The 24,009-nt window shown below is 56.5% G+C and carries 15 protein-coding genes; 6 read left to right on the forward strand and 9 right to left on the reverse strand.

The window, feature by feature from the left end; translation table 11 throughout:
* Positions 1–50 precede the first annotated feature (50 nt).
* Positions 51–1,250, forward strand: a complete 1,200-nt coding sequence (locus QMN93_RS05200; RefSeq protein WP_064672878.1) for a nicotinamide mononucleotide deamidase-related protein YfaY — start codon at positions 51–53, stop codon at positions 1,248–1,250.
* A gap of 33 nt (positions 1,251–1,283) precedes the next feature.
* Here QMN93_RS05200 and glpC read toward each other — a convergent pair whose 3' ends face one another.
* Genes glpC through glpA form a run of 3 tightly spaced genes read right to left on the reverse strand, consistent with a single transcriptional unit; the run spans position 1,284 to position 5,306 of the window.
* Entirely contained in the window at positions 1,284–2,474 is a 1,191-nt protein-coding gene (glpC, locus tag QMN93_RS05205; protein ID WP_064672877.1) for an anaerobic glycerol-3-phosphate dehydrogenase subunit GlpC, read from the reverse strand.
* Entirely contained in the window at positions 2,471–3,688 is a 1,218-nt protein-coding gene (glpB, locus tag QMN93_RS05210; RefSeq protein ID WP_064672876.1) for a glycerol-3-phosphate dehydrogenase subunit GlpB, read from the reverse strand. Before glpB ends, glpC begins: the two co-directional genes overlap by 4 nt.
* Positions 3,678–5,306, reverse strand: coding sequence for an anaerobic glycerol-3-phosphate dehydrogenase subunit A (gene glpA / locus QMN93_RS05215; RefSeq protein WP_193139768.1), 1,629 nt, complete (start codon positions 5,304–5,306; stop codon positions 3,678–3,680). The genes glpB and glpA overlap by 11 nt, the downstream gene beginning before the upstream one ends.
* A gap of 252 nt (positions 5,307–5,558) precedes the next feature.
* Between glpA and glpT the strand changes: the two genes are divergently transcribed.
* A complete protein-coding gene (gene glpT, locus QMN93_RS05220; protein ID WP_045888627.1) occupies positions 5,559–6,911 on the forward strand; it encodes a glycerol-3-phosphate transporter in 1,353 nt (450 codons plus the stop codon).
* 11 nt (positions 6,912–6,922) lie between these two features.
* Positions 6,923–7,981, forward strand: coding sequence for a glycerophosphodiester phosphodiesterase (gene glpQ / locus QMN93_RS05225; RefSeq protein WP_069303104.1), 1,059 nt, complete (start codon positions 6,923–6,925; stop codon positions 7,979–7,981).
* A 105-nt stretch (positions 7,982–8,086) separates the two neighbouring features.
* On the opposite strand, the gene yfaE is transcribed toward glpQ, so the two are convergent.
* The 4 genes from yfaE to ubiG form a co-directional block, all read right to left on the reverse strand.
* Positions 8,087–8,341, reverse strand: a complete 255-nt coding sequence (yfaE, locus tag QMN93_RS05230) for a class I ribonucleotide reductase maintenance protein YfaE (RefSeq protein WP_023294104.1) — start codon at positions 8,339–8,341, stop codon at positions 8,087–8,089.
* Positions 8,341–9,471, reverse strand: coding sequence for a class Ia ribonucleoside-diphosphate reductase subunit beta (gene nrdB, locus QMN93_RS05235; protein WP_023312514.1), 1,131 nt, complete (start codon positions 9,469–9,471; stop codon positions 8,341–8,343). The genes yfaE and nrdB overlap by 1 nt, the downstream gene beginning before the upstream one ends.
* Before the next feature lie 49 nt (positions 9,472–9,520).
* Positions 9,521–11,806: a class 1a ribonucleoside-diphosphate reductase subunit alpha gene (gene nrdA, locus QMN93_RS05240; protein WP_064672873.1), complete on the reverse strand. Its 2,286-nt coding sequence runs from the start codon at positions 11,804–11,806 to the stop codon at positions 9,521–9,523.
* Positions 11,807–12,153: 347 nt separating this feature from the next.
* The gene (gene ubiG / locus QMN93_RS05245) at positions 12,154–12,882 is read right to left on the reverse strand and encodes a bifunctional 2-polyprenyl-6-hydroxyphenol methylase/3-demethylubiquinol 3-O-methyltransferase UbiG (protein ID WP_029740919.1); all 729 of its coding nucleotides are present in this window, start codon (positions 12,880–12,882) and stop codon (positions 12,154–12,156) included.
* Between the two features lie 146 nt (positions 12,883–13,028).
* Here ubiG and gyrA point away from each other — a divergent pair, with 146 nt between their 5' ends.
* Together gyrA and rcsC are read left to right on the forward strand one after the other, a co-directional pair.
* On the forward strand, positions 13,029–15,665 hold the full coding sequence (gyrA, locus tag QMN93_RS05250) for a DNA topoisomerase (ATP-hydrolyzing) subunit A (RefSeq protein WP_039263204.1): 2,637 nt from the start codon (positions 13,029–13,031) through the stop codon (positions 15,663–15,665).
* A 135-nt stretch (positions 15,666–15,800) separates the two neighbouring features.
* Complete coding sequence (rcsC, locus tag QMN93_RS05255) at positions 15,801–18,647, forward strand: two-component system sensor histidine kinase RcsC (RefSeq protein WP_039263203.1); 2,847 nt, start codon at positions 15,801–15,803, stop codon at positions 18,645–18,647.
* 90 nt (positions 18,648–18,737) lie between these two features.
* Here the strand turns inward: rcsC and rcsB are convergent, their stop codons facing one another.
* Both rcsB and rcsD read right to left on the reverse strand, forming a co-directional pair.
* Positions 18,738–19,388 carry a response regulator transcription factor RcsB gene (gene rcsB, locus QMN93_RS05260; RefSeq protein WP_003859405.1) on the reverse strand — a complete coding sequence of 217 codons (651 nt, stop codon included), beginning with the start codon at positions 19,386–19,388 and terminating at the stop codon, positions 18,738–18,740.
* Positions 19,389–19,404: 16 nt separating this feature from the next.
* Positions 19,405–22,077: a phosphotransferase RcsD gene (rcsD, locus tag QMN93_RS05265; RefSeq protein ID WP_039263201.1), complete on the reverse strand. Its 2,673-nt coding sequence runs from the start codon at positions 22,075–22,077 to the stop codon at positions 19,405–19,407.
* A 742-nt stretch (positions 22,078–22,819) separates the two neighbouring features.
* Between rcsD and QMN93_RS05270 the strand changes: the two genes are divergently transcribed.
* Positions 22,820–23,932, forward strand: a complete 1,113-nt coding sequence (locus QMN93_RS05270) for a porin OmpC (protein ID WP_047060579.1) — start codon at positions 22,820–22,822, stop codon at positions 23,930–23,932.
* Positions 23,933–24,009 lie beyond the last annotated feature (77 nt).

Genomic DNA, 24,009 nt, shown 5'->3' on the forward strand with positions numbered 1-24,009 from the left:
CACCCCGCGTTTGCGCTATAGTGTTTTGACCAAATAAGCGGGAGAACATAATGATTAACGTGGAGATGTTATCCACCGGCGACGAAGTGCTGCATGGACAAATTATTGATACCAATGCTGCCTGGCTTGCCGATCTTTTCTTTGAGCAAGGATTACCGTTAACGCGCCGCAATACGGTGGGCGACAATCTTGAGTCGCTGGTCGCTATTCTGCGCGAGCGCAGCGAACACTGTGACGTGCTGATTGTGAATGGCGGACTCGGCCCCACCGGTGACGATCTCAGCGCGCTGGCCGCCGCGACCGCAAAAGGCGAAGGGCTGGTGCTGCACGAGGCGTGGCTTTCGCAGATGGAGCGCTTTTTCTCCGAACGTGGTCGCGTCATGGCCCCCAGCAACCGCAAACAGGCTGAAATTCCCGCCAGCGCCGAGCTGGTCGATAACCCGGTGGGTACCGCGTGCGGGTTTGCCATGCAGCTGAACCGCTGCCTGATGTTCTTCACGCCGGGCGTGCCCTCAGAATTTAAAGTGATGGTCGAGCAGCAAATCCTGCCGCGCCTTCGCGATCGTTTTACCCTGCCTGAACCGCCGCTGTGCCTGCGTCTGACCACCTTTGGCCGCTCGGAAAGCGATCTGGCCCAGAGCCTTGACCCTCTCCCGCTGCCGCCGGGCGTCTCCATGGGCTACCGCTCCTCCATGCCGATCATTGAGCTCAAGCTGACAGGTCCGGCCGAACAGAAAGAGGCGATGCTGGCCCTGTGGCCCGAGGTGCAGCGCGTGGCGGGCGAAAGCCTGATCTTTGAAGGGACGGAAGGGCTGCCCACGCAGATTGCGACGCATCTGCAGTCGCGTCAGCTGAGCGTGACCTTAAGCGAGCAGTTCACCGGTGGCCTGCTGGCGCTGCAGCTGTCGCGCGTCAACGCGCCGCTGCTGGCCAGCGAAGTGGTGCCGTTCCAGCAGGAGACCCTGGCGCAGACCGCCCGCTGGGCTTCCGAGAGAAGGGTGAAGCATTTTGCCGGTCTGGCGCTGTTTGTCGGGGGGCTGGATGAGGAACACCTTAACTTCGCGCTGGCGACGCCGGAAGGCACCTGGGCCCTGCGGGTAAAAATGAGCATTACCCGCCACAGCCTGGCGGTGCGTCAGGAGGTTTGCGCCATGATGGCGTTGAACATGCTGCGCCGCTGGCTGAATGGCAAAGAGGTTGCCAGCGAGCACGGCTGGATTAACGTTGTCGAGTCGCTGTTCGTGGAGTAAAACCTTGGCCGGGGCGTTTCGCCCCGGCCGTGTTCAGCCCAGCGCCTTCGCCAGCAGGGTGACTGGATGTTCGCAGCGCTTGCTGGTGGACATCTCAATCTGCCACTTGCAGGTTTCGCAGTCCGTTACCACGATATCCGCGCCGCTCTCTTCAATCTGACGGAACAGCGGGGCGCCAATCGCCTGCGACGTTTCGTAGTTTTCACGCTTAAAGCCGTAGGTTCCCGCAATCCCGCAGCAGCGCGAATCCAGCACCGTCAGCTCCAGGCCCGGAATTAACCGCAGCAGCTCAAGCGTATAGAGCGACCAGCCCATTTTCTCCATATGACACGGCGTGTGATACACCACTTTCAGGGGCAATTTCCCCAGCGGCAACGTCTGCCCGCTATCGAGCTTGCGCCACAGGAAGCGTGTCGCCAGCTCGATGTGCCCGCGCAGGCCGGTATTATCCACGTCCAGCAGATGCGGGTACTCATCGCGCAGGGTGAAGGTACAGGTGGACGAGGTCGCCAGCACCGGAATACCTTTATCGACAATCGCTTCGCGCAGTGACGTGACATTGCTCTGAGCCTGCCTGCGCGCTTTATCGGTAAACCCGTTGGCGATCAGCGGTACGCCGCAGCACTTCTCTTTGTTCAGTAGCTGAACGCCCGTTCCCATGGCGTTCATCACCTTCAGCAGATCTTTGCCCAGCTGCGGGTGGTTGTAGTTCACATAGCAGCCGTGGAAAAAGGCCACCTGGTCGGCGTACTGCGCCTGCTCCGCCGCGACGGATTTGTACCAGCGGCGGAAGGTGCCGTGAGAATATTTCGGCAGGCTGCGGTGATGGTCTATCTTCAGCGTGGCATCCAGCAGCTGGCGCACCGGTTTGAGAGAGGTCGCGGCATTCACGATGGGGGCAAAGGGCGTCGAGACGCTGCCCATCAGGTCGGTGTGGCTCAGAATAGCGTCACGCAGCGTCGGCTTTTGCGTGCTGTAGCGCGCCCGGGCGCGCTGGATGATATCGCCGATTTTCACATCCGACGGGCAGGCGACTTCGCAGCGTTTGCAGTTAATGCAGTATTTCAGCGCCTCGTCGTACAGCTTGCCGTCCTTCAGCCGCAGACGCTCGCCGTCCGGCCCGGCCTGCTTTGGTCCGGGATAGCGTGGGTTCACGCCGCTCACCGGGCAGACGGTGGTACACACCGTGCATTTAATGCAGCTTTCAAAACGGGTGTCGTTCATTGTTCAGCCTCCGTGCGCTGGCTAATCTGCTCTGCCACATACAGCGCCGTGACGGCGCAGACCCCGCCACCGCATCCCTGGGCAATCGGATCGTACCCGCCCAGCAGCGAGCCGATGGCAAAAAGATTACTGACGGGCTTACCTGAAAGTTGCGGATGTAGCTGGTTATCGACAATCACGCCGAACTGCTGCCAGGGCTGCGGCGAGAAGAAATCACTTTGATACCAGTCCGCGCGGGAGGCACGCTGGCGAACATCCAGCCCCATAATGGCTTCCCGGATCCCCTCCCGGCTGCTCAGCAGCCCGTTGCTGAAGAAGCTGCCGCTTGCCAGCACCGTAAAGCGGGCACGAAGCGGAATATCGTCGTGGTTGCGCGTCCAGATTTCGCTCACCGCGCCGTCGGTCAGGGTGATTTTTTTCACCTCATCACCCGCCATCCACACGCCGCCCAGCGCGACAAACTGGCGCTGGAGCTGGGTGTGCAGGCGAATGCCGGGGACGGAAGGGGGCAGGGTTGGCAGCAGGCCGAGCGAGCAGGGCAGACGATCCGAGAGCCAGCGCCAGAGCCGGTTGTCGCGTAAACCAAAGCAGGCGGGCATCAGCAGGGCGTCACAGCTGTCGCTGAGGGGCCTGAGCGCGTCATACAGCAGCGGCCATTTGTCCTCGTTATCCAGAAAACGGGCGATATTCACCGCGCGAAACTCGCTCGGGTTGTCGCGCAGGACATCAAGCTCAGGCAGCTCTATCTCTGCCGTTTCGGCGTTAACGCCCTGGCGACAGAGCGACGCTGCCGCGAGATGGGGCTGAAAATCCAGAAAGCCGCTAATGCCCACGACCCGCACGCGCGCGGCATTGAAGGGAGCAACGGGCACTTCTTCCGGGCTGAGCCAGGCAGAGCGCAGGGTGCCGAGCGGCGTGACGCGCTGGTGATTGAGCCGGGCGCTTCCCTTCAGACGCGCGCCACAGTCCGCCAGCAGCGCTTCGGCTTCCAGCGCAAAGCGGTCAATATGCTGGGCGCCAATCAGGTGATACGGATGCTCCGGCGGGAGCTTATCGCGGTACGCTTCGTCCACCAGATCCAGCGAGCCCGACGAGAAGTGCAGGGCGCTCTGGCCCCGGGTGATAATGGCGCAGCGCAGCCCCTGCTTCGTGAGCTTGATGCCGCAGAGCAGGCCTGCCAGCCCGCCGCCGACGATTACGGTATCAAATTTCATCGCGTTGCTCCTTCTCAAGACCGCAAAGCCCCTGGTAGACCCAGCGGGTAAATTCGCTTTCGCGCAGGGCATCGCCCCAGGCGACAGGCTGAATGCCTTTCCAGCGCTCGTTTAAAAAGGCGCTGAGCTGATCGAGCGACTGGGTGGCGGTGGTGGTATGAAAACGCTGCAGCAGCCCGGCGGCACGACAGGCGCACAGCTCGCCCTGACAGGTACCCATTCCCACGCGGGTGCGGCGACGAAGATCGAGCAGGCTTGTGACCGTCAGGCTCTCCACCGCGTACTGCACCTCACCGGCGGTGACGGCTTCACACTCGCACACCAGGCTGCGGCTCAGGCGTCCTTCACCGAGCCACTGCGGCGTTCTGTCGCCGTGGCGGTAAATCGCGGATCCGCGCAGCGGCGCGGGCAGGGAGATGATTTTTTGCAGCGTTTTTTCGGTGGACTGACGCGAGCCGGGCAGGGCTTGTTCTGCCGTCACGCACTGTTCGGTATTGCCCAGCTTGCGGCAGACGGCATCGGTCGCCCACTCGGCCATCAGGCGGTAGGTCATCAGCTTGCCGCCGGTGATGGTGATAAACCCGTCCATGCCGTCGCGCTCGGCGTGATCGAGCAGCACGATGCCCCGGCTGACGTTACGTCCGCTCGGGTCGTTGTCGCTGGCGACCAGCGGACGCACGCCCGCGTAGGCGCGCAGAATACGCGTCTGCGCCATCACCGGGGCCAGTTTTTCCCCTTCGCGCAGCAGGACGTCGACCTCTTCAGCGGTCACGCGGTTGTAGTCAATCTCGCTGTAGTCGACGTGGGTTGAGGTGGTACCGATTAACGAAATGGTGTCGCCCGGGACGAGGATATCGGCATCAGACGGTTTGCGGCAGCGGTTGATCACGTGGTTATTGATGCGGTGGTCGAGGATCAGCAGCGAGCCTTTTGCCGGGAACATGCGCACCGACAGGTCCGCGTATTCCGCGATGCGCTGCCCCCAGATCCCCGCCGCGTTGACCACCACGGCGGCATACAGCTCGCTGTGTTCGTTGTACTGCGTATCAAGGATCCGCACGCCGCAGATGCGATGACCTTCACGGATAAGCCCGGTCACTTCGTGCCCGGTCAGGATTTGCGCGCCATGCTCGCGGGCGTCCAGCATATTGGCGGCGGTCAGGCGGAAGGGGTCAACGGTGCCGTCAGGCACTTTTACCGCGCCGATAAGCGCCGGGTTAACCGACGGTTCCAGCCGCCGCGCCAGCGCCGGGTCCATGGCCTCAGCCTGAATGCCCGCCGCAGTGCAGGCGGTAATAAAGGTGTCCTGAAAGGCGAGGTCATCTTCGGGAAGAGTAATAAAGAGGCCGTCGGTCGGCTCAATGCAGTGGCGGGCGATACGCTTGAGGATCTGGTTTTCAGCAATACATTCGCGTGCGGATTCACCGTCGGTAACCGCATACCGCGCGCCGCTGTGCAGCAAACCATGGTTACGCCCGGTTGCGCCCGTGGCGATATCGTGGCGCTCCAGCAGCGTGACGCTTAAGCCGCGAAGGGCGCAGTCGCGTGCGATCCCGGCGCCGGTTGCGCCACCGCCAATGATTATCACATCGCTGTAGCGAGGATCGTGAATGGTCATTGTTTACCCTCTATGTTCGTTTTTTTATCATTTAGCCATACCAATAGTGTGGTTTGTTTGATTTCGAACATAAACGCGCGAAATTCGAAAGTGGAACGTGATTTCATGCGCTTTTTTGCGCATTCTGTCATATTTCTGTAACAATCTGTGCGTTGATTCACAGTAACAATCACCGTGATTTCTTAACATCCCCGCCTCTGGAATTCAGGTGCGAGCCACCTGCCCATTCAATTCAAGGCCACGGAGGCTGTTATGCTCAGTATCTTCAAACCTGCGCCGCACAGGGCGCGTCTGCCAGAGGCAGAAATTGATCCGCTATACCGCCGTCTGCGCTGGCAAATTTTCCTGGGGATCTTCTTCGGGTACGCGGCGTACTACCTTGTACGTAAAAACTTCGCGCTCGCCATGCCGTATCTGGTGGAGCAAGGCTTCTCCCGCGGCGATCTGGGGTTCGCGCTGTCGGGGATCTCAATCGCCTACGGTTTTTCCAAATTCATCATGGGGTCGGTATCGGATCGCTCGAATCCGCGCGTGTTCCTGCCCGCCGGCCTGATCCTGGCGGCTGCGGTCATGCTGTTCATGGGCTTTGTGCCGTGGGCAACCTCCAGCATCGCCGTCATGTTCGTGCTGCTGTTCCTCTGCGGCTGGTTCCAGGGGATGGGGTGGCCGCCGTGCGGACGTACCATGGTGCACTGGTGGTCGCAGAAGGAACGCGGCGGTATCGTGTCGGTGTGGAACTGTGCGCATAACGTCGGTGGCGGTATTCCGCCGCTGCTGTTCCTGCTGGGGATGGCCTGGTTCAACGACTGGCACGCTGCGCTCTATATGCCTGCCTTTGGCGCCATCGTCGTGGCGATTATCGCCTTCGCGCTGATGCGCGATACGCCGCAATCCTGCGGCCTGCCGCCGATTGAAGAGTACAAAAACGACTATCCGGATGATTACAGCAAGGAGCACGAAGAAGAGCTGACCGCAAAACAGATCTTCATGAAGTACGTCCTGCCGAACAAGCTGCTGTGGTACATCGCGGTGGCGAACGTGTTCGTTTACCTGTTGCGCTACGGCATTCTGGACTGGTCCCCGACCTACCTGAAAGAGGTGAAGCACTTCGCGCTGGATAAGTCCTCCTGGGCCTATTTCCTGTATGAATATGCCGGGATCCCGGGCACGCTGCTTTGCGGCTGGATGTCGGACAAGGTGTTTAAAGGCAACCGCGGCGCGACGGGCGTGTTCTTTATGACCCTGGTCACCATCGCGACCGTCGTTTACTGGCTCAACCCGCCGGGCAACCCATCAGTAGACATGGCCTGCATGATCGTCATCGGCTTCCTGATTTACGGTCCGGTGATGCTGATCGGTCTGCACGCGCTGGAGCTGGCACCGAAAAAAGCGGCAGGCACGGCGGCAGGCTTTACCGGTCTGTTCGGTTACCTGGGCGGTTCGGTCGCGGCGAGCGCCATCGTGGGCTACACCGTTGACTTCTTCGGCTGGGACGGCGGCTTTATGGTGATGATCGGCGGCAGCGTGCTGGCGGTATTGCTGCTCATTGTGGTCATGATCGGTGAGAAACGTCACCACGCGGAAGTGCTGGCGCGTCGTCAATAAGGAGCATTGCGATGAAATTATCTTACGTAACAACCGGCCTGCTGCTGGCAGGCCTGATGACAGGCTCCGCGCTGGCGGCGGATAAAATCGTTATTGCCCACCGCGGCGCCAGCGGCTATCTGCCGGAGCATACGCTTCCGGCGAAGGCGATGGCCTATGCCCAGGGCGCGGATTATCTGGAGCAGGATCTGGTGATGACCAAGGACGACCAGCTGGTCGTCCTGCATGACCACTATCTGGACCGCGTGACGGACGTGGCGGAGCGTTTCCCGGACCGCGCGCGCAAAGATGGTCGCTACTACGCCATTGATTTCACGCTGGCGGAGATCCGTTCCCTGAAGTTTACCGAAGGCTTTGAGATTGAAAACGGCAAGAAGGTGCAGGTCTATCCGGGACGTTTCCCGATGGGCAAATCTGACTTCCGGATCCATACCTTCCAGGAAGAGATTGAGTTTGTTCAGGGGCTGAACCACTCAACCGGTAAAAATATCGGCATCTACCCGGAGATCAAAGCGCCGTGGTTCCACCATCAGGAAGGCAAAGATATTGCCGCGAAGACGCTGGAGGTGCTGAAACAGTACGGCTACACCAGCAAGAAGGACAAAGTTTACCTGCAGTGTTTTGACGCCGCCGAGCTGAAGCGCATCAAAACCGAGCTGGAGCCGAAGATGGGCATGAACCTCAATCTGGTGCAGCTGATTGCCTATACCGACTGGAATGAAACCCAGGAGAAGCAGCCGGACGGCAAGTGGGTGAACTACAGCTACGACTGGATGTTTAAGCCGGGCGCGATGAAGCAGATTGCGCAGTACGCCGACGGCATCGGGCCGGATTACCACATGCTGGTGGCGGAAGGCTCAGCGCCGGGCCACGTGAAGCTGACGGCGATGGTGAAAGAGGCGCACGCCAGCAGGATGCAGGTGCATCCGTATACCGTGCGTGCAGACCAGCTGCCGCCGTATGCCACGGACGTGAATCAGCTTTATGAGGTGTTGTATAACCAGGCGGGCGTGGACGGACTGTTTACGGATTTCCCGGATAAAGCGGTCGAATTCATTCACCGGAAGTAGGTTTGGCAGGTCGGGTAAGGCGAAGCCGCCACCCGACAATCAGGCTCTGCGGCCTGATACCCTCACCCTAACCCTCTCCCACCGGGAGAGGGGATAAGGACAACATCACATCTCGATCTCTATATCGCCTTTTGCCCGGCAGCAGCAGGGCAAAATTTCCCCTTCGTTGATAAAGGCCAGTGGCTCGGTCAGCCAGTCCACCTGGCCGGCGACCAGACGGCAGCGGCAGGAGCCGCAGTAGCCGGAACGACACTGGTACTCTACTTCTACCTGATGCGCCTCAAGCGCCACCAGCAGAGAAGGGTGCTCCTCCCGACACAGTACCTCAGTGCCGGAAAGACGTAGCGTGACGCGTGACATCAGAGCTGGAAGTTGCTCAGGTCGTCGGTGTTGACTTCAGAATCAATCTGACCGACCAGATAAGAGCTGACTTCCACTTCCTGCGGCGCAACCTGCACGTTATCGGACACCAGCCAGGTGTTGATCCACGGGATTGGGTTAGAGCGCGTCTGGAACGGCAGGTCAAGACCGACAGCCTGCATGCGGATGTTGGTGATGTACTCAACGTACTGGCACAGGATGTCTTTGTTCAGGCCAATCATGGAGCCGTCACGGAACAGGTAGTCTGCCCACTCTTTCTCCTGCTGAGCCGCCAGCACGAACAGGTCGTAGCACTCCTGCTTGCACTCTTCGGCGATTTCCGCCATCTCCGGATCGTCCGTCCCGCTGCGCAGCAGGTTCAGCATGTGCTGGGTACCGGTCAGGTGCAGGGCTTCATCGCGGGCGATCAGACGAATGATTTTGGCGTTGCCTTCCATCAGCTTGCGCTCTGCAAAGGCGAAGGAGCATGCGAAGCTCACGTAGAAGCGGATCGCTTCCAGCGCGTTAACGCTCATCAGGCACAGGTACAGCTGTTTTTTCAGCGCGCGCAGGTTCACGGTGATGGTTTTACCGTTCACGTTGTGCGTACCTTCGCCCAGCAGATGCCAGTAGCTGGTCATCTCGATCAGCTCGTCGTAGTAGTGGGCAATGCCTTCCGCGCGCTTCTGGATCTGCTCGTTGGTGACGATATCGTCAAACACCACAGCCGGATCGTTCACGATGTTGCGGATGATGTGGGTGTAAGAGCGGGAGTGGATCGTCTCGGAGAACGCCCAGGTTTCCACCCAGGTTTCCAGCTCAGGAATGGAGATCAGCGGCAGCAGCGCCACGTTCGGGCTACGACCCTGAATGGAGTCCAGCAGCGTCTGGTACTTCAGGTTGCTGATGAAGATATGTTTTTCGTGATCCGGCAGCGACTGGTAGTCAATACGGTCGCGGGAGACGTCCACTTCTTCCGGGCGCCAGAAGAAGGAGAGTTGCTTTTCAATCAGCTTTTCGAAGATGTCATATTTTTGCTGATCGTAGCGTGCCACGTTGACCGGCTGGCCGAAGAACATCGGCTCTTTGAGCTGGTCGTTTTTCGTCTGTGAAAAGGTGGTATATGCCATGAGTGTGTCCTGTCTTACGAAATAAAGGCGGGGATATCCCCGCCCTTCATTAGATCTTACATGCGCCGCTTTCGCAGCCATCGTCCTGAATTGACGGTACCATGTCGTCCTGCGCGTCTTCCGCACCGTCACGGGTGTTGTGATAGTACAGCGTTTTCACGCCAAATTTGTAGGCGGTGAGCAGGTCTTTCAGCAGCTGCTGCATCGGTACCTTGCCGGAAGGGAAGCGCGTCGGGTCATAGTTGGTATTGGCAGAGATCGACTGGTCGATAAACTTCTGCATGATACCCACCAGTTGCAGGTAGCCGTCGTTGTTTGGCATTTCCCACAGCAGCTCGTAGTTATTACCCAGCGTTTCGTAATCCGGTACCACCTGACGCAGCACGCCGTCTTTCGACGCTTTGATGCTGACGTGGCCGCGCGGCGGTTCAATACCGTTGGTGGCGTTAGAGATCTGCGAAGAGGTCTCAGACGGCATCAGGGCAGAGAGCGTAGAGTTACGCAGGCCATGGGTCTTGATGGACTCGCGCAGGCCTTCCCAGTCGAGGTGCAGCGGTTCGCTGACGATCGCATCCAGGTCTTTCTTGTAGGTGTCGATTGGCAGAATGCCTTTCGCGTAGGTGGTTTCGTTGAACCACGGGCACGCGCCTTGCTCTTTCGCCAGCTCGTTAGAGGCTTTCATCAGGTAGTACTGAATCGCTTCGAACGTCTGGTGCGTCAGGTTATTGGCGCTGCCGTCGGAGTAACGCTTGCCGTTTTTCGCCAGCCAGTAGGCGAAGTTGATCACGCCGATACCCAGGGTACGGCGGCCCATCGCACCGCGTTTAGCGGCCGGGATTGGGTAATCCTGGTAGTCCAGCAGGGCGTCGAGCGCGCGAACCGCCAGCACCGCCAGCTCTTCCAGCTCGTCCAGGCTCTTAATTGCGCCCAGGTTGAACGCGGAAAGCGTACACAGCGCGATTTCACCGTTTTCGTCGTTCACGTCTTCCAGCGGTTTGGTCGGCAGGGCGATCTCCAGGCACAGGTTAGACTGGCGCACTGGCGCAACTACTGGATCAAACGGGCTGTGGGTGTTGCAGTGGTCCACGTTCTGGATGTAGATACGGCCGGTAGAGGCACGTTCCTGCATCATCAGGGAGAACAGGTCTACCGCCTTCACGCGCTGCTTGCGGATGCTGTCGTCTTTTTCGTATTTGTTGTACAGACGCTCGAACTCGTCCTGATCGGCAAAGAACGCGTCATACAGGCCCGGAACGTCTGACGGGCTGAACAGGGTGATGTCTTCGCCTTTCAGCAGACGGGTGTACATCAGCTTGTTGATCTGCACGCCGTAGTCCATATGGCGCACGCGGTTGCCTTCCACGCCGCGGTTGTTTTTCAGAACCAGCAGGCTTTCCACTTCCAGGTGCCACATCGGGTAGAACAGGGTCGCAGCACCGCCGCGCACGCCGCCCTGAGAGCAGGATTTTACTGCCGTCTGGAAGTGTTTATAGAACGGGATACAGCCGGTGTGGAACGCTTCACCGCCGCGAATCGGGCTGCCCAGCGCACGGATGCGACCGGCGTTGATGCCGATACCGGCACGCTGGGAGACGTATTTCACGATGGCGCTGGAGGTGGCGTTGATGGAATCCAGGCTGTCACCACACTCGATCAGTACGCAGGAGCTGAACTGACGGGTTGGGGTACGCACGCCAGACATGATTGGCGTCGGCAGAGAAATCTTGAACGTGGATACCGCATCGTAGAAACGCTTCACGTATTCCAGACGGGTGTCACGCGGGTAGTTAGAGAACAGGCAGGCGGCCACCAGAATATAGAGGAACTGGGCGCTTTCGTAGATCTCACCGGTTACACGGTTCTGAACCAGGTATTTGCCTTCGAGCTGCTTCACCGCCGCGTAGGAGAAGTTCATGTCGCGCCAGTGATCGATAAACCCGTTCATCTGCTCGAACTCTTCTTCCGTATAGTCTTCCAGCAGATGCGTGTCGTATTTGCCCAGCTCAACCATTTTCACGACGTGATCGTAAAGCTTCGGCGGCTCAAACTGGCCGTAGGCTTTTTTACGCAGGTGGAAAATCGCCAGACGTGCAGCGAGGTACTGATAATCCGGTGCTTCGCGGGAGATGAGGTCTGCCGCTGCTTTAATGATTGTTTCGTGGATATCAGACGTTTTGATGCCGTCGTAGAACTGAATGTGGGAACGCAGTTCAACCTGGGAGATAGATACGTTGTTCAGTCCTTCTGCTGCCCAGTCGAGAACTCGATGGATTTTGTCCAGATTGATACGCTCGGTAGTACCGTCGCGCTTTGTCACCAGCAGACTCTGATTCATGTGGGTTTTACCTGTCCGTGAAATAAAAAATATCCCCCGTTTATCCACAGATCCGCCTTGTGACTAACTCTGTGGATAAATACTACATGTAGGGGGTTTGCGATAAGAAAAACGCTATATGGTGAGTATTCTAGTATCGAATCTTTTCAGCACAAGGGTTGATTTTGGCGTTAAATTGAGGTTGTGAAAGGGTAAAAAAGGCTAAGTCCTCGTACCGTAAGGCCTGGAAGACATGTCAATAATTAAGAAAAAAAATTCAAAATTTGATCGAGTGCTGATTTCTTCAACGGGAGGTCAGAATTGCGCAACATGATGTCGCGCAATCTTTATAAGAATAACGAATGACGTTAGTCGTTTTTGGCGGTTGTGTGCAACATATAGTTAACATCAACGCCCGGTGCGAGTTTGAATTTATCGGTCAGCGGATTGTAGTGCAGGCCGGTGATGTGCTGCTCTTTGAGCCACGTCTGGTCAACCCAGCCTAACAGTTCCGCAGGCTTGATGAATTTCTTCACGTCGTGCGTCCCTTTCGGCACCATGCGCAGTACATACTCCGCGCCGACAACGGCCATCAGCCAGGCTTTACCGTTACGGTTGATGGTTGAGAAGAAGACCTGGCCGCCCGGTTTCACCAGTTTTGCACAGGCGTGCACCACCGACTGCGGATCGGGAACGTGCTCCAGCATCTCCATGCAGGTCACCACATCGTACTGATGGGCGTGTTTCGCCGCGTGCTCTTCCACGGTTTCCTGCACGTATTCCACCTGTATGCCGGACTCCAGCGCGTGAAGGCGGGCCACCTGCAGCGGTTCAAAGCCCATATCCAGGCCCGTAACATTCGCCCCTTCGCGCGCCATGCTCTCAGCCAGGATGCCGCCGCCGCAGCCGACGTCGAGCACTTTCTTACCGAACAGACCGCCGGAACGCTCCGCGATATAGCCCAGACGCAGCGGGTTAATGCGATGCAGCGGTTTGAACTCACCTTCGAGATCCCACCAGCGGGACGCCACCGCTTCAAATTTGGCAATCTCTTCGTGGTCAACGTTGTGAGCCACCGGGGATTTTTCGGCATTCATGGGCGCTTTTACTCCTTATTTAGCAAGACAAAGGAGTATATCAGGCAATCCCCGTGAATAAAGCGTATAGGTTTACCTCAATCACCTCGGCTGTGTTATAATTTGCGACCTTTGAATCCGGGATACAGTAGAGGGATAGCGGTTAGATGAGCGACCTTGCGAGAGAAATTACACCGGTTAACATCGAGGAAGAGCTGAAGAGCTCCTATCTGGACTATGCGATGTCGGTCATTGTTGGCCGTGCGCTGCCGGACGTCCGCGATGGCCTTAAGCCGGTACACCGTCGCGTACTATACGCCATGAACGTATTGGGCAATGACTGGAATAAAGCCTATAAAAAATCTGCCCGCGTCGTCGGTGACGTCATCGGTAAATATCACCCGCATGGTGATACCGCCGTTTATGACACCATCGTTCGTATGGCGCAGCCATTCTCCTTGCGTTACATGCTGGTAGATGGTCAGGGTAACTTTGGTTCAGTCGACGGCGACTCCGCTGCGGCGATGCGTTATACGGAAATCCGTATGTCGAAAATCGCTCATGAGCTGATGGCCGACCTGGAAAAAGAGACCGTTGATTTCGTCGATAACTACGACGGCACCGAGCGCATCCCTGATGTGATGCCAACCAAGATCCCGAACCTGTTGGTTAACGGTTCGTCCGGTATCGCGGTCGGTATGGCAACCAACATTCCGCCGCACAATATCACCGAGGTGATCAACGGCTGCCTGGCCTATATCGACGATGAAGACATCAGCATTGAAGGGCTGATGGAACACATCCCGGGTCCGGACTTCCCGACGGCGGCGATCATCAACGGTCGTCGCGGTATTGAAGAAGCGTACCGCACCGGCCGTGGCAAGATTTACATCCGTGCCCGCGCCGAAGTGGAAGCGGACGCTAAAACCGGCCGTGAAACCATCATTGTTCACGAGATCCCGTATCAGGTGAACAAAGCGCGTCTGATTGAAAAAATCGCCGAGCTGGTAAAAGAAAAACGCGTTGAAGGCATCAGCGCGCTGCGTGACGAGTCTGACAAAGACGGTATGCGCATTGTGATTGAGATCAAACGCGACGCGGTGGGTGAGGTTGTGCTGAACAACCTGTACTCCCAGACTCAGCTTCAGGTCTCCTTCGGTATCAACATGGTTGCGCTGCACCATGGTCAGCCGAAGATCATGAACCTGAAAGAGATCCTGAGCGCGTTCGTGCGTCACCGCCGTGAAGTGGTGACCCGTCGTACCATCTTCGAACTGCGCAAAGCGCGCGACCGTGCGCACATCCTTGAAGCGCTGGCGGTTGCGCTGGCCAACATCGACCCGATCATTGAACTGATCCGGCGTGCGCCGACCCCGGCGGAAGCGAAAGCCGCCCTGATTTCCCGTCCGTGGGATCTGGGTAACGTCGCCGCGATGCTGGAACGTGCGGGCGATGACGCAGCGCGTCCTGAGTGGCTGGAACCTGAGTTCGGCGTGCGTGACGGTCAGTATTACCTGACTGAACAGCAGGCTCAGGCGATTCTGGATCTGCGCCTGCAGAAACTGACCGGCCTTGAGCATGAGAAACTGCTCGACGAATACAAAGAGCTGCTGGAACAGATTGCTGAACTGCTGCATATCCTGGGCAGCGCAGAGCGTCTGATGGAAGTGATTCGTGAAGAGCTGGAACTGGTCCGCGATCAGTTCGGCGATGCGCGCCGCACCGAAATCACCGCTAACAGCTCTGATATCAACATTGAAGATCTGATCAACCGCGAAGATGTGGTGGTCACCCTGTCTCACCAGGGCTATGTGAAGTATCAGCCGCTGACCGACTACGAAGCACAGCGTCGTGGCGGTAAAGGCAAATCTGCGGCACGCATTAAAGAAGAAGACTTTATTGACCGCCTGCTGGTGGCGAACACCCATGACACGATCCTCTGCTTCTCCAGCCGCGGTCGTCTGTACTGGATGAAAGTCTATCAGCTGCCGGAAGCGAGCCGTGGCGCGCGTGGCCGTCCAATCGTTAACCTGCTGCCGCTGGAAGCGAACGAACGTATCACCGCCATCCTGCCGGTACGCGAGTACGAAGAGGGCGTGAACGTCTTTATGGCGACCGCCAGCGGTACCGTGAAGAAAACCGCGCTGACCGAGTTCAGCCGCCCACGTTCCGCCGGGATCATCGCGGTGAACCTGAACGAAGGCGACGAGCTGATCGGTGTGGATCTGACCTCCGGTTCTGATGAGGTGATGCTGTTCTCTGCGGCCGGTAAAGTGGTGCGCTTTAAAGAGAACGCCGTTCGTGCAATGGGTCGTACCGCTACGGGCGTTCGTGGTATCAAACTGGCTGGCGAAGACAGCGTTGTTTCTCTGATTATTCCGCGCGGTGAAGGGGCTATCCTGACCGTGACGCAGAATGGTTACGGTAAACGTACGGCGGAAGGGGAATACCCAACCAAGTCTCGCGGCACGCAGGGCGTAATCTCTATCAAAGTGACCGAGCGCAACGGTTCCGTTGTGGGCGCGGTGCAGGTAGACGATGCCGATCAGATCATGATGATCACCGATGCCGGTACGCTGGTGCGTACCCGCGTCTCTGAGATCAGCGTGGTGGGGCGTAACACCCAGGGCGTGATCCTCATCCGTACAGCGGAAGATGAAAACGTGGTGGGTCTGCAGCGAGTTGCTGAGCCGGTGGATGACGAAGAGCTCGATTCCATCGACGGTAGCGTTGCGGAAGGCGATGATGATATCGCGCCGGAAGCCGACACCGACGATGACGTAGCGGATGACGCTGACGAGTAATGTCTCCTGATGCAAAAAAGGGCCGGATTCCGGCCCTTTTCTTTTGCACAAGCAGATAAGTCAACGTTGCGACCTGGCGCGTTTACCGCTACCTTAACCACATTCTTTTGACCCCGACGGCGGAGCCTCGCCCCCTTGAAATACCTCGTCTCCTTTCGTACTACGCTGAAAGTTTCTCGCTATCTGTTTCGGGCGCTGGCGCTCTTGCTTTGGCTGCTGGTGGCCTTGTTCTCGGTGTTTTACATCGTTAACGCGCTACACCAGAAAGAAGCGGAGATCCGCCAGGAGTTTAACTTAAGCTCCGACCAGGCCCAGCGCTACATTCAGCGAACGTCTGACGTGATGAAGGAGCTGAAGTATATTGCCGAAAATCGTCTGACGGCGGAAAACGGCATCCTTGCGCTTCGCGGGCGTAACGACAAAACCGAAGTCCCGGACTTCCAGCCGCTGTTCCCGGATTCCGATTGCTCCACCATGAGCAATACCTGGCGCGGGTCGCTGGAATCCCTTGCCTGGTTTATGCGCTACTGGCGCGACAATTTCTCCGCCGCCTATGACCTGAACCGCGTATTCCTGATTGGCAGTGAAAATCTCTGCATGGCTGACTTTGGCCTGCGCGACGTGCCCGTTGAGCGTGACGATGCGCTGAAAAGCCTGCATGAACGTATTGTGAAATACCGCAATGCGCCGCAGGACGAGCGCGGGAATAACATCTTCTGGGTTAGCCAGGGCCCGCGCCCGGGCGTGGGCTATTTCTACGCCCTGACGCCGGTGTATCTGGGCAATCGCCTGCAGGCGCTGCTGGGGATTGAGCAGACCATTCGTATGGAAAACTTTTTCACTCCGGGCAGCCTGCCTATGGGGGTGACCATTCTGGATGAAAACGGTCATCAGCTGATCTCACTCGCCGGGCCGGATAACCGGTTAAACGTTGAACCGCACTGGATGCAGGAGCGGTCGTGGTTTGGCTATACCTCGGGCTTCCGCGAGCTGGTGCTGAAGAAGAGCCTGCCGCCTTCGTCACTGAGTATTGTCTATTCGCTGCCGGTGGATATGGTGCTTGAGCGGATACGTATTCTCATCATGAATGCGATTCTGCTGAACCTGATCGCGGGCGGGGCGCTGTTTACCCTGGCGCGCATGTATGAGCGGAAAATCTTTATTCCGGCCGAAAGCGACGCCCAGCGGCTGGAGGAACACGAGCAGTTTAACCGTAAGATTGTCGCGTCGGCGCCGGTGGGGATCTGCATTCTGCGTACCCAGGACGGAACCAACATCCTGAGTAACGAGCTGGCGCATAACTACCTTAACATGCTGACGCACGAGGACCGCCAGAGGCTGACGCAAATTATCTGCGGTCAGCAGGTTAACTTTGTCGATGTGCTCACCAGCACGCACACCAACCTGCAGATCAGCTTTGTGCATTCCCGCTATCGCAATGAAAACGTGGCGATTTGCGTGCTGGTGGATGTCTCCGCGCGCGTGAAGATGGAAGAGTCGTTGCAGGAGATGGCGCAGGCCGCGGAGCAGGCCAGCCAGTCGAAATCCATGTTCCTTGCCACCGTCAGCCACGAGCTGCGAACGCCGCTGTACGGGATCATCGGTAACCTCGACCTGCTGCAGACCAAAGAGTTGCCGAAAGGGGTCGACAGGCTGGTGACGGCAATGAACAACTCCTCCAGCCTGCTGCTGAAAATCATCAGCGATATTCTCGACTTCTCTAAAATTGAGTCTGAGCAGCTGAAAATCGAACCGCGGGAGTTCTCGCCGCGCGAGGTGATGAACCACATCAGCGCCAACTATCTGCCGCTGGTGGTGCGTAAACAGCTGGGGCTCTACTGCTTCATTGAACCTGACGTGCCGCTGACGCTGCACGGCGATCCGATGCGTCTGCAGCAGGTCATTTCTAACCTGCTCAGCAACGCCATCAAATTCACCGACGTTGGCTGTATCGTGTTGCACGTCTGCCGGGCGGGGGATTACCTGAGCATTCGCGTGCGCGACACGGGTGTCGGCATCCCGGCGAAGGAAGTGGTTCGCCTGTTCGACCCGTTCTTCCAGGTCGGGACCGGCGTGCAGCGTAACTTCCAGGGCACCGGACTGGGGCTGGCGATTTGTGAGAAGCTCGTCAGCATGATGGACGGCGATATCTCTGTGGATACCGAGCCCGGCATGGGCAGCCAGTTCACCATCCGTATTCCGCTCTATTCGGCGCAGTATCCGGCAAAAGCGACGGTGGACGGGCTGAGCGACAAGCGCTGCTGGCTGGCGGTGCATAACGCCTCGCTGAATGACTACCTGACGGCGCTGCTTGCCCACAGCGGCGTGAGGGTGTGTCTCTATGAAGGTCAAACGCCGGATGTGGACGATGTGCTGATCGCCGACGAGATGCCGGAGCAGCCGTGGCAGGGGAGAGGGTCGGTGCTCTTCTGCCGTCGCCACATCGGCATTCCTGTCGAGCGCGCGCCCGGGGAATGGGTACACAGTGTTGCAACGCCGCACGAGCTGTTGAGCCTGCTGGCGCGCATCTACAAAGTGGAGCTGGAAGAGCGCGACGGCGCGGGCGGATTGCCGTCACCGGAGTCTCTGGCGTCGGTGAATGACGATATGATGATTCTGGTGGTGGATGACCATCCGATTAACCGTCGCCTGCTGGCTGACCAGCTTGGATCGCTGGGCTACCAATGCAAAACCGCCAATGACGGCGTGGATGCGCTGAATGTGCTGAGTAAAAATCATATTGATATCGTGCTTAGCGACGTCAACATGCCAAACATGGACGGCTACCGTCTGACGCAGCGCATCCGACAGCTTGGCCTGACGCTGCCGGTAGTGGGCGTAACGGCGAACGCGCTGGCGGAAGAGAAACAGCGTTGTCTGGAGTCAGGCATGGACAGCTGTCTGTCGAAACCGGTGACGCTGGACGTGCTGAAGCAGACGTTGTCGATTTACGCGGATCGCGTGAGAAAAACCAGAATATAAAAAAGGCCCGCAAGGGCCTTTTCGTTTTTTCACCCCCTCCCCGTGGGAGAGGGACGGGGTGAGGGCATCAGGCCACACACCCGTCCGGGATCAATCCTTGTCCGTTGCGCTCAGCGTAACGGAGGAGAGATAGTTCAGCAGAGCAATATCGTTGTCCACGCCCAGCTTCATCATCGCTGATTTCTTCTGGCTGCTGATGGTTTTAATGCTGCGGTTCAGCTTCTTGGCAATCTCGGTTACCAGGAAACCTTCTGCGAACAGGCGCAGAACCTCACTCTCTTTCGGGGACAGGCGTTTGTCACCGTAGCCACCCGCGCTGATTTTTTCCAGCAGACGAGAGACGCTCTCAGGCGTGAACTTCTTGCCTTTCTGCAGCGCAGCGAGCGCTTTTGGCAGATCGGTCGGGGCGCCCTGTTTCAGCACAATCCCTTCGATGTCCAGATCCAACACCGCGCTCAGGATCGCCGGGTTATTGTTCATGGTCAGAACAATGATCGAGATATCCGGGAAGTGACGCTTAATGTATTTGATGAGCGTGATCCCATCACCGTATTTGTCTCCAGGCATGGAGAGATCGGTAATGAGCACGTGCGCATCAAGCTTTGGGAGGTTATTGATCAGTGCTGTAGAGTCTTCAAATTCACCGACTACATTCACCCACTCGATCTGTTCAAGTGATTTGCGAATACCGAACAGTACAATCGGATGGTCATCGGCAATAATTACGTTCATATTGTTCATGTATAAGGCTACCTTGCTACAGCAAGCTTTTGACGTAGGCGTCAATGTCGCTGATGTATTTTTCAATGCCAGAGGCATCTTTCTCACGAATTAGATGTTCCAGCGTTTCACATAACTGCTTGCCGGGAACCAGATTAAGCATGGCAAACACCCCTTTAAGCCGGTGTGCTGTCTGTGCCAGCGCTGCAAAATCATTCGCAGCGGACTCAGTATACAACCGCTTAACATCATCTGGTACTGTATCAACAAAGAGTGAATAGTATCCGCTGGCGTGAAGCTCGGCATTTTCATTGCCGCCTAACGGTGACTCCGTTATCTCTTCCTGCGCCAGCTGCTCTTCTATTAGTTGTAGTACAGCTTCCTGCATCGCATTGCTTATATTAAAGTTGACGCGCAGCTGGCCAGGGCCGATTTTCCGCACGCCTGACTCATCATCGCTTAAAAGCAAGCCGGAGGCAGTAAGATTAGACGGATTATCAGTTAAAAACAGATCAAATTCTTGACTTGCAAGTCTTTCATCCGGCGTGATGCAGGCCGCTCCCCAGTTTTCTAACTGACGAACGACAATATTGCGGATCTCGTTCGAGGTCACGTCGACCATCACCACGACATCATCCAGCAGACGTTCCTCATCTTCTTCCTGCGGATTGGCCGCCATTTTCACGTGCAGAGAATAGCGGGTGCCGAGGGATTCACGGGCTTTGATATTCAGGTGGCCGCCGAGCTTACGCGCCAGCTGATCGCACAGCCAGAAGGTCAGGGCATTGGCCTTGCCGTAGCGATCGCTCTGCGTGTCATTCAGGAACGGGAAGTGCAGATTATCAATTTCGCTCGTTGTGACGCCTTCCCCGGTGTCCAGGATGCGGAACGTCAGACGGTCTTCTGCTGACTCCTCGGTGCTGACTTCAAGGGTGATCTTGCCGATCTGCGTGGTGGTCACGGCGTACTGAATAATCATCAGCAGAATGCGGCGCAGCGCTTCGCGATCGCCGTGGCGTTCGTCATTCGCAGGGAGATTGTTATTGATCAGCAGCTGCAGCCCTTTGCGCTTGATGACGGGCAGTACTTCAGGCACCACTTCATCGATCAAATCCTGAATGGAGAAGAGGGCTGGCGTTCCCTTCCAGAAATCATTCTCCAGCATGTTCGCCAGCTGGATCTCATCAACCATTCTGACCAGCGAATCGGCCTGGCAGGCAAGCTGGTGGCTTTCAGAGGTGTTTAACGCCGCCGCCTGGGTCGCCAGCGTTTTTAACGGCTGCTTGAAGGCATCGCCAATGTTCTGCATAAATGCGGCGCGCCCCTGCTGGTTTTTCTCATACAGCCTTTGCGCCTGCTTGAGCTTCTTATTGACCAGCACTTCGCGATCCTGGTCGCGAATAATGAAGATTTGCGTGCGGGGAGCCACCTGGCTGCGGAACTGACGGATCTCGTACAGTTCATTGTTGATGGTGGCCTGAATCACCCCCTGGTGTTGATCCGCCATGGTGGTGATGTTCTGCAGGTTAAGATGCGGCAGCAGATGGTCGGCAATTTTGTTGCTCATCACCGTACGATTCGCCTCCTGATCGTGAACCAGGACCCCAAGCGGCAGCACGGAAACAATCTCTTCATTCAGTGCACGCAATACGCGCAGCTCATTGCTGGTGCCGGCCGGAACCGCAGAGGCGTCGCTCTGACGACCCGTCTGGAAACGGAAGGTGCTGTAGCCAAACAGGGCCAGCGCCAGCAGACCGATATTCAGCAGCAGAGGCAGCAGGATATTTTGCAGGGTGTCGAGCAACAGCGTGCCAAACGGTACCTGCCACACCAGGCGCATACCGGTCGAGTTCAGCGATGAGGCAATTTCGATTTTCGAGCCGTTAAAGGAGATCGATACGCTCTCTGCGGCCTCTTTGTCAGACGCCGCACGCATGTTCTGGGTGCTGGTGTCTGGCTCCAGGCGGAAGCTGTCGAGCGGCATGTCCGGCGGGATTAAATCATTAATCGGTAAATCGAAGGCCACCACCGTCGCCAGATGTCCGGGCTGGTTGAACGTGGTACGCAGGGTAAAATAATGGCCGTTTTGCCAGGCCAGACGACGCAGGGAAGAGAAACTCTCACGTTCATCAAGGGCGTTCGCCTGCTGCAGCATCTCTGCCCGACGGGAATCGACGATGCTGCCCACGGTTGTCTCTTTAAAGCCGGACGAGAGATCTTTTAACGGCAGCGTTGAGATCAGGATCATGCTGTTATCCTGACCGTTCAGATAATACATCGACCACGGTACCGTTTCGGCACCCCAGAGGGTATCCAGATAGGTCGAAATACGCTGCGTCATCTCAAGCGTCGCGCTGTCGTGAGAACCGAAAATAAGAGCCTCGGTCTTACGCTGCGGTTTTTCGAGATAATAGACATCCTGCTTAAGCCGCGTCTCCTGAAGTCCATCCCCGGATGAGGAGGTCGGGGCAGCCGCGATATTGTCGTAAATCTGCCAGGTGGCGTAGCGCCAGGTGTCTATGCGCTTGTGCACGGCATGAGTGATATCAACGACCTGATAGCTCTTATCCTTCAGCCAGGCGTTAACCGCGCTTTGTACCATCACCCCCATGGTGACTAACAGCACAACGATCAAAAGAAGAAAGAAACGGGTGATGCTCCCGGGGAGAAGGGAGAATTTGCTCGGGGCGGTAGTTTCAGTCTGACTCATTGATATCTTTAACCCGTTATGGTCGTGCTCTGTGGCGATAGGGCAGTATAAAGGGTAATAACTGAATTTCCAGCGCGACTGTCCTGGAAGAGGCGACTTTTTCTCCGGGCAATATCGGCGGCGGAGAGTGCAGAAAACATGTACAAACTCGCCATGCGCGTACAAATAATCGACCCACGCCGTCAATAAATAGCACGAATTAACAAGAAATTAAGTTTTGCACCAATTTATGGACTTCGAAGAATACCCGACGAGAATTTAGTTAATAGTCGTTACAATTACGGTGCGGTAGCACAAAAAAAGAGAAGTTACGTAAAGAAAGGTAAAAAAAAACCGAATGCGAAGCATCCGGTTCAATTAGGGATAAACAGACATTCAAAACTGAATGACGGTAATAAATAAAGTTAATGATGATAGCGAGAGTTATTTTAGAGATTAGCTGCGATCTTGTTTTGTCATTCAGTGCTGTAACGGATTTTATTGTAACTTACTGATGTTTATGGGGTGTTTTTTCGTTTGATTATAAGTGCTAATTTTCTAAGCTATTTGTGCTTTGTAAAAGTTCCTTGATATTTACATTTTGAAACATGTTTATAGATAAATGAAACATCTTCAAAGTTTTCGTATCATATTCGCATTGGATTATTCTGTAATTTTGAGGAGAATGAAATTGCCGACTGGTTAATGAGGGTTAACCAGTAAGCAGTGGCAATTATAAGGCATATAACAGAGGGTTAATAAAATGAAAGTTAAAGTACTGTCCCTCCTGGTACCAGCACTCCTGGTGGCAGGCGCAGCAAATGCGGCCGAAATTTATAACAAAGATGGCAACAAATTAGATCTGTACGGCAAAGTCGATGGTCTGCACTATTTCTCTGACGACAAGGGTGCCGACGGCGACCAGACCTACATGCGTCTTGGCTTCAAAGGCGAAACTCAGGTTAACGATCAGCTGACCGGTTACGGCCAGTGGGAATACCAGATCCAGGGCAACACCTCCGAAAGCGAAAACGATGCCTGGACGCGTGTGGCGTTCGCGGGTCTGAAATTCGGTGACGCGGGTTCTTTCGATTACGGTCGTAACTACGGCGTAATCTACGACGTAACCTCCTGGACTGACGTTCTGCCAGAATTTGGCGGCGATACCTACGGCGCAGACAACTTCCTGCAGTCCCGTGCTAACGGCGTAGCGACCTACCGTAACCAGGACTTCTTCGGTCTGGTGGATGGTCTGAACTTTGCCCTGCAGTATCAGGGTAAAAACGGCAGCGTAAGCGGTGAAAACGTAGGTGGCCGTAGCCTGCTGAAACAGAACGGCGACGGCTACGGTGCATCCGTGACCTATAACCTGGGCGAAGGTTTCAGCGTGGGCGGCGCAATGTCCTCCTCCAAACGTACCGCCGATCAGAACGGCGCAAGCGTTTACGGTCATGGCGATAACGCAGAAGTCTATTCTGGTGGCCTGAAATACGATGCCAACAACATCTATCTGGCAGCGCAGTACTCCCAGACCTACAACGCAACCCGTTTCGGTACCTCTAACGGCAGCAGCCCGACTACCGCTTACGGCTTCGCTAACAAAGCGCAGAACTTCGAAGTGGTTGCTCAGTACCAATTCGACTTCGGCCTGCGTCCATCCGTGGCTTACCTGCAGTCTAAAGGAAAAGACATCGAAGGTTACGGCGATCAGGATCTGCTGAAATATGTTGATGTTGGTGCGACTTACTACTTCAACAAAAACATGTCTACCTACGTGGATTACAAAATCAACCTGGTTGATGAAAATGAATTCACCCGTCAGGCGGGTATCGGTACTGACGATATCGTCGCGCTGGGCCTGGTTTACCAGTTCTAATCGCTTCACCGTGTGACGTAAGGGGCCTGATGGCCCCTTTTTTGTGCTTCCCGGATTCTCACAACTCACCCGTTTTG

The organism is Enterobacter sp. R-1.6.2 (assembly GCF_035064085.1).
Classification (GTDB): domain Bacteria; phylum Pseudomonadota; class Gammaproteobacteria; order Enterobacterales; family Enterobacteriaceae; genus Enterobacter; species Enterobacter asburiae_B.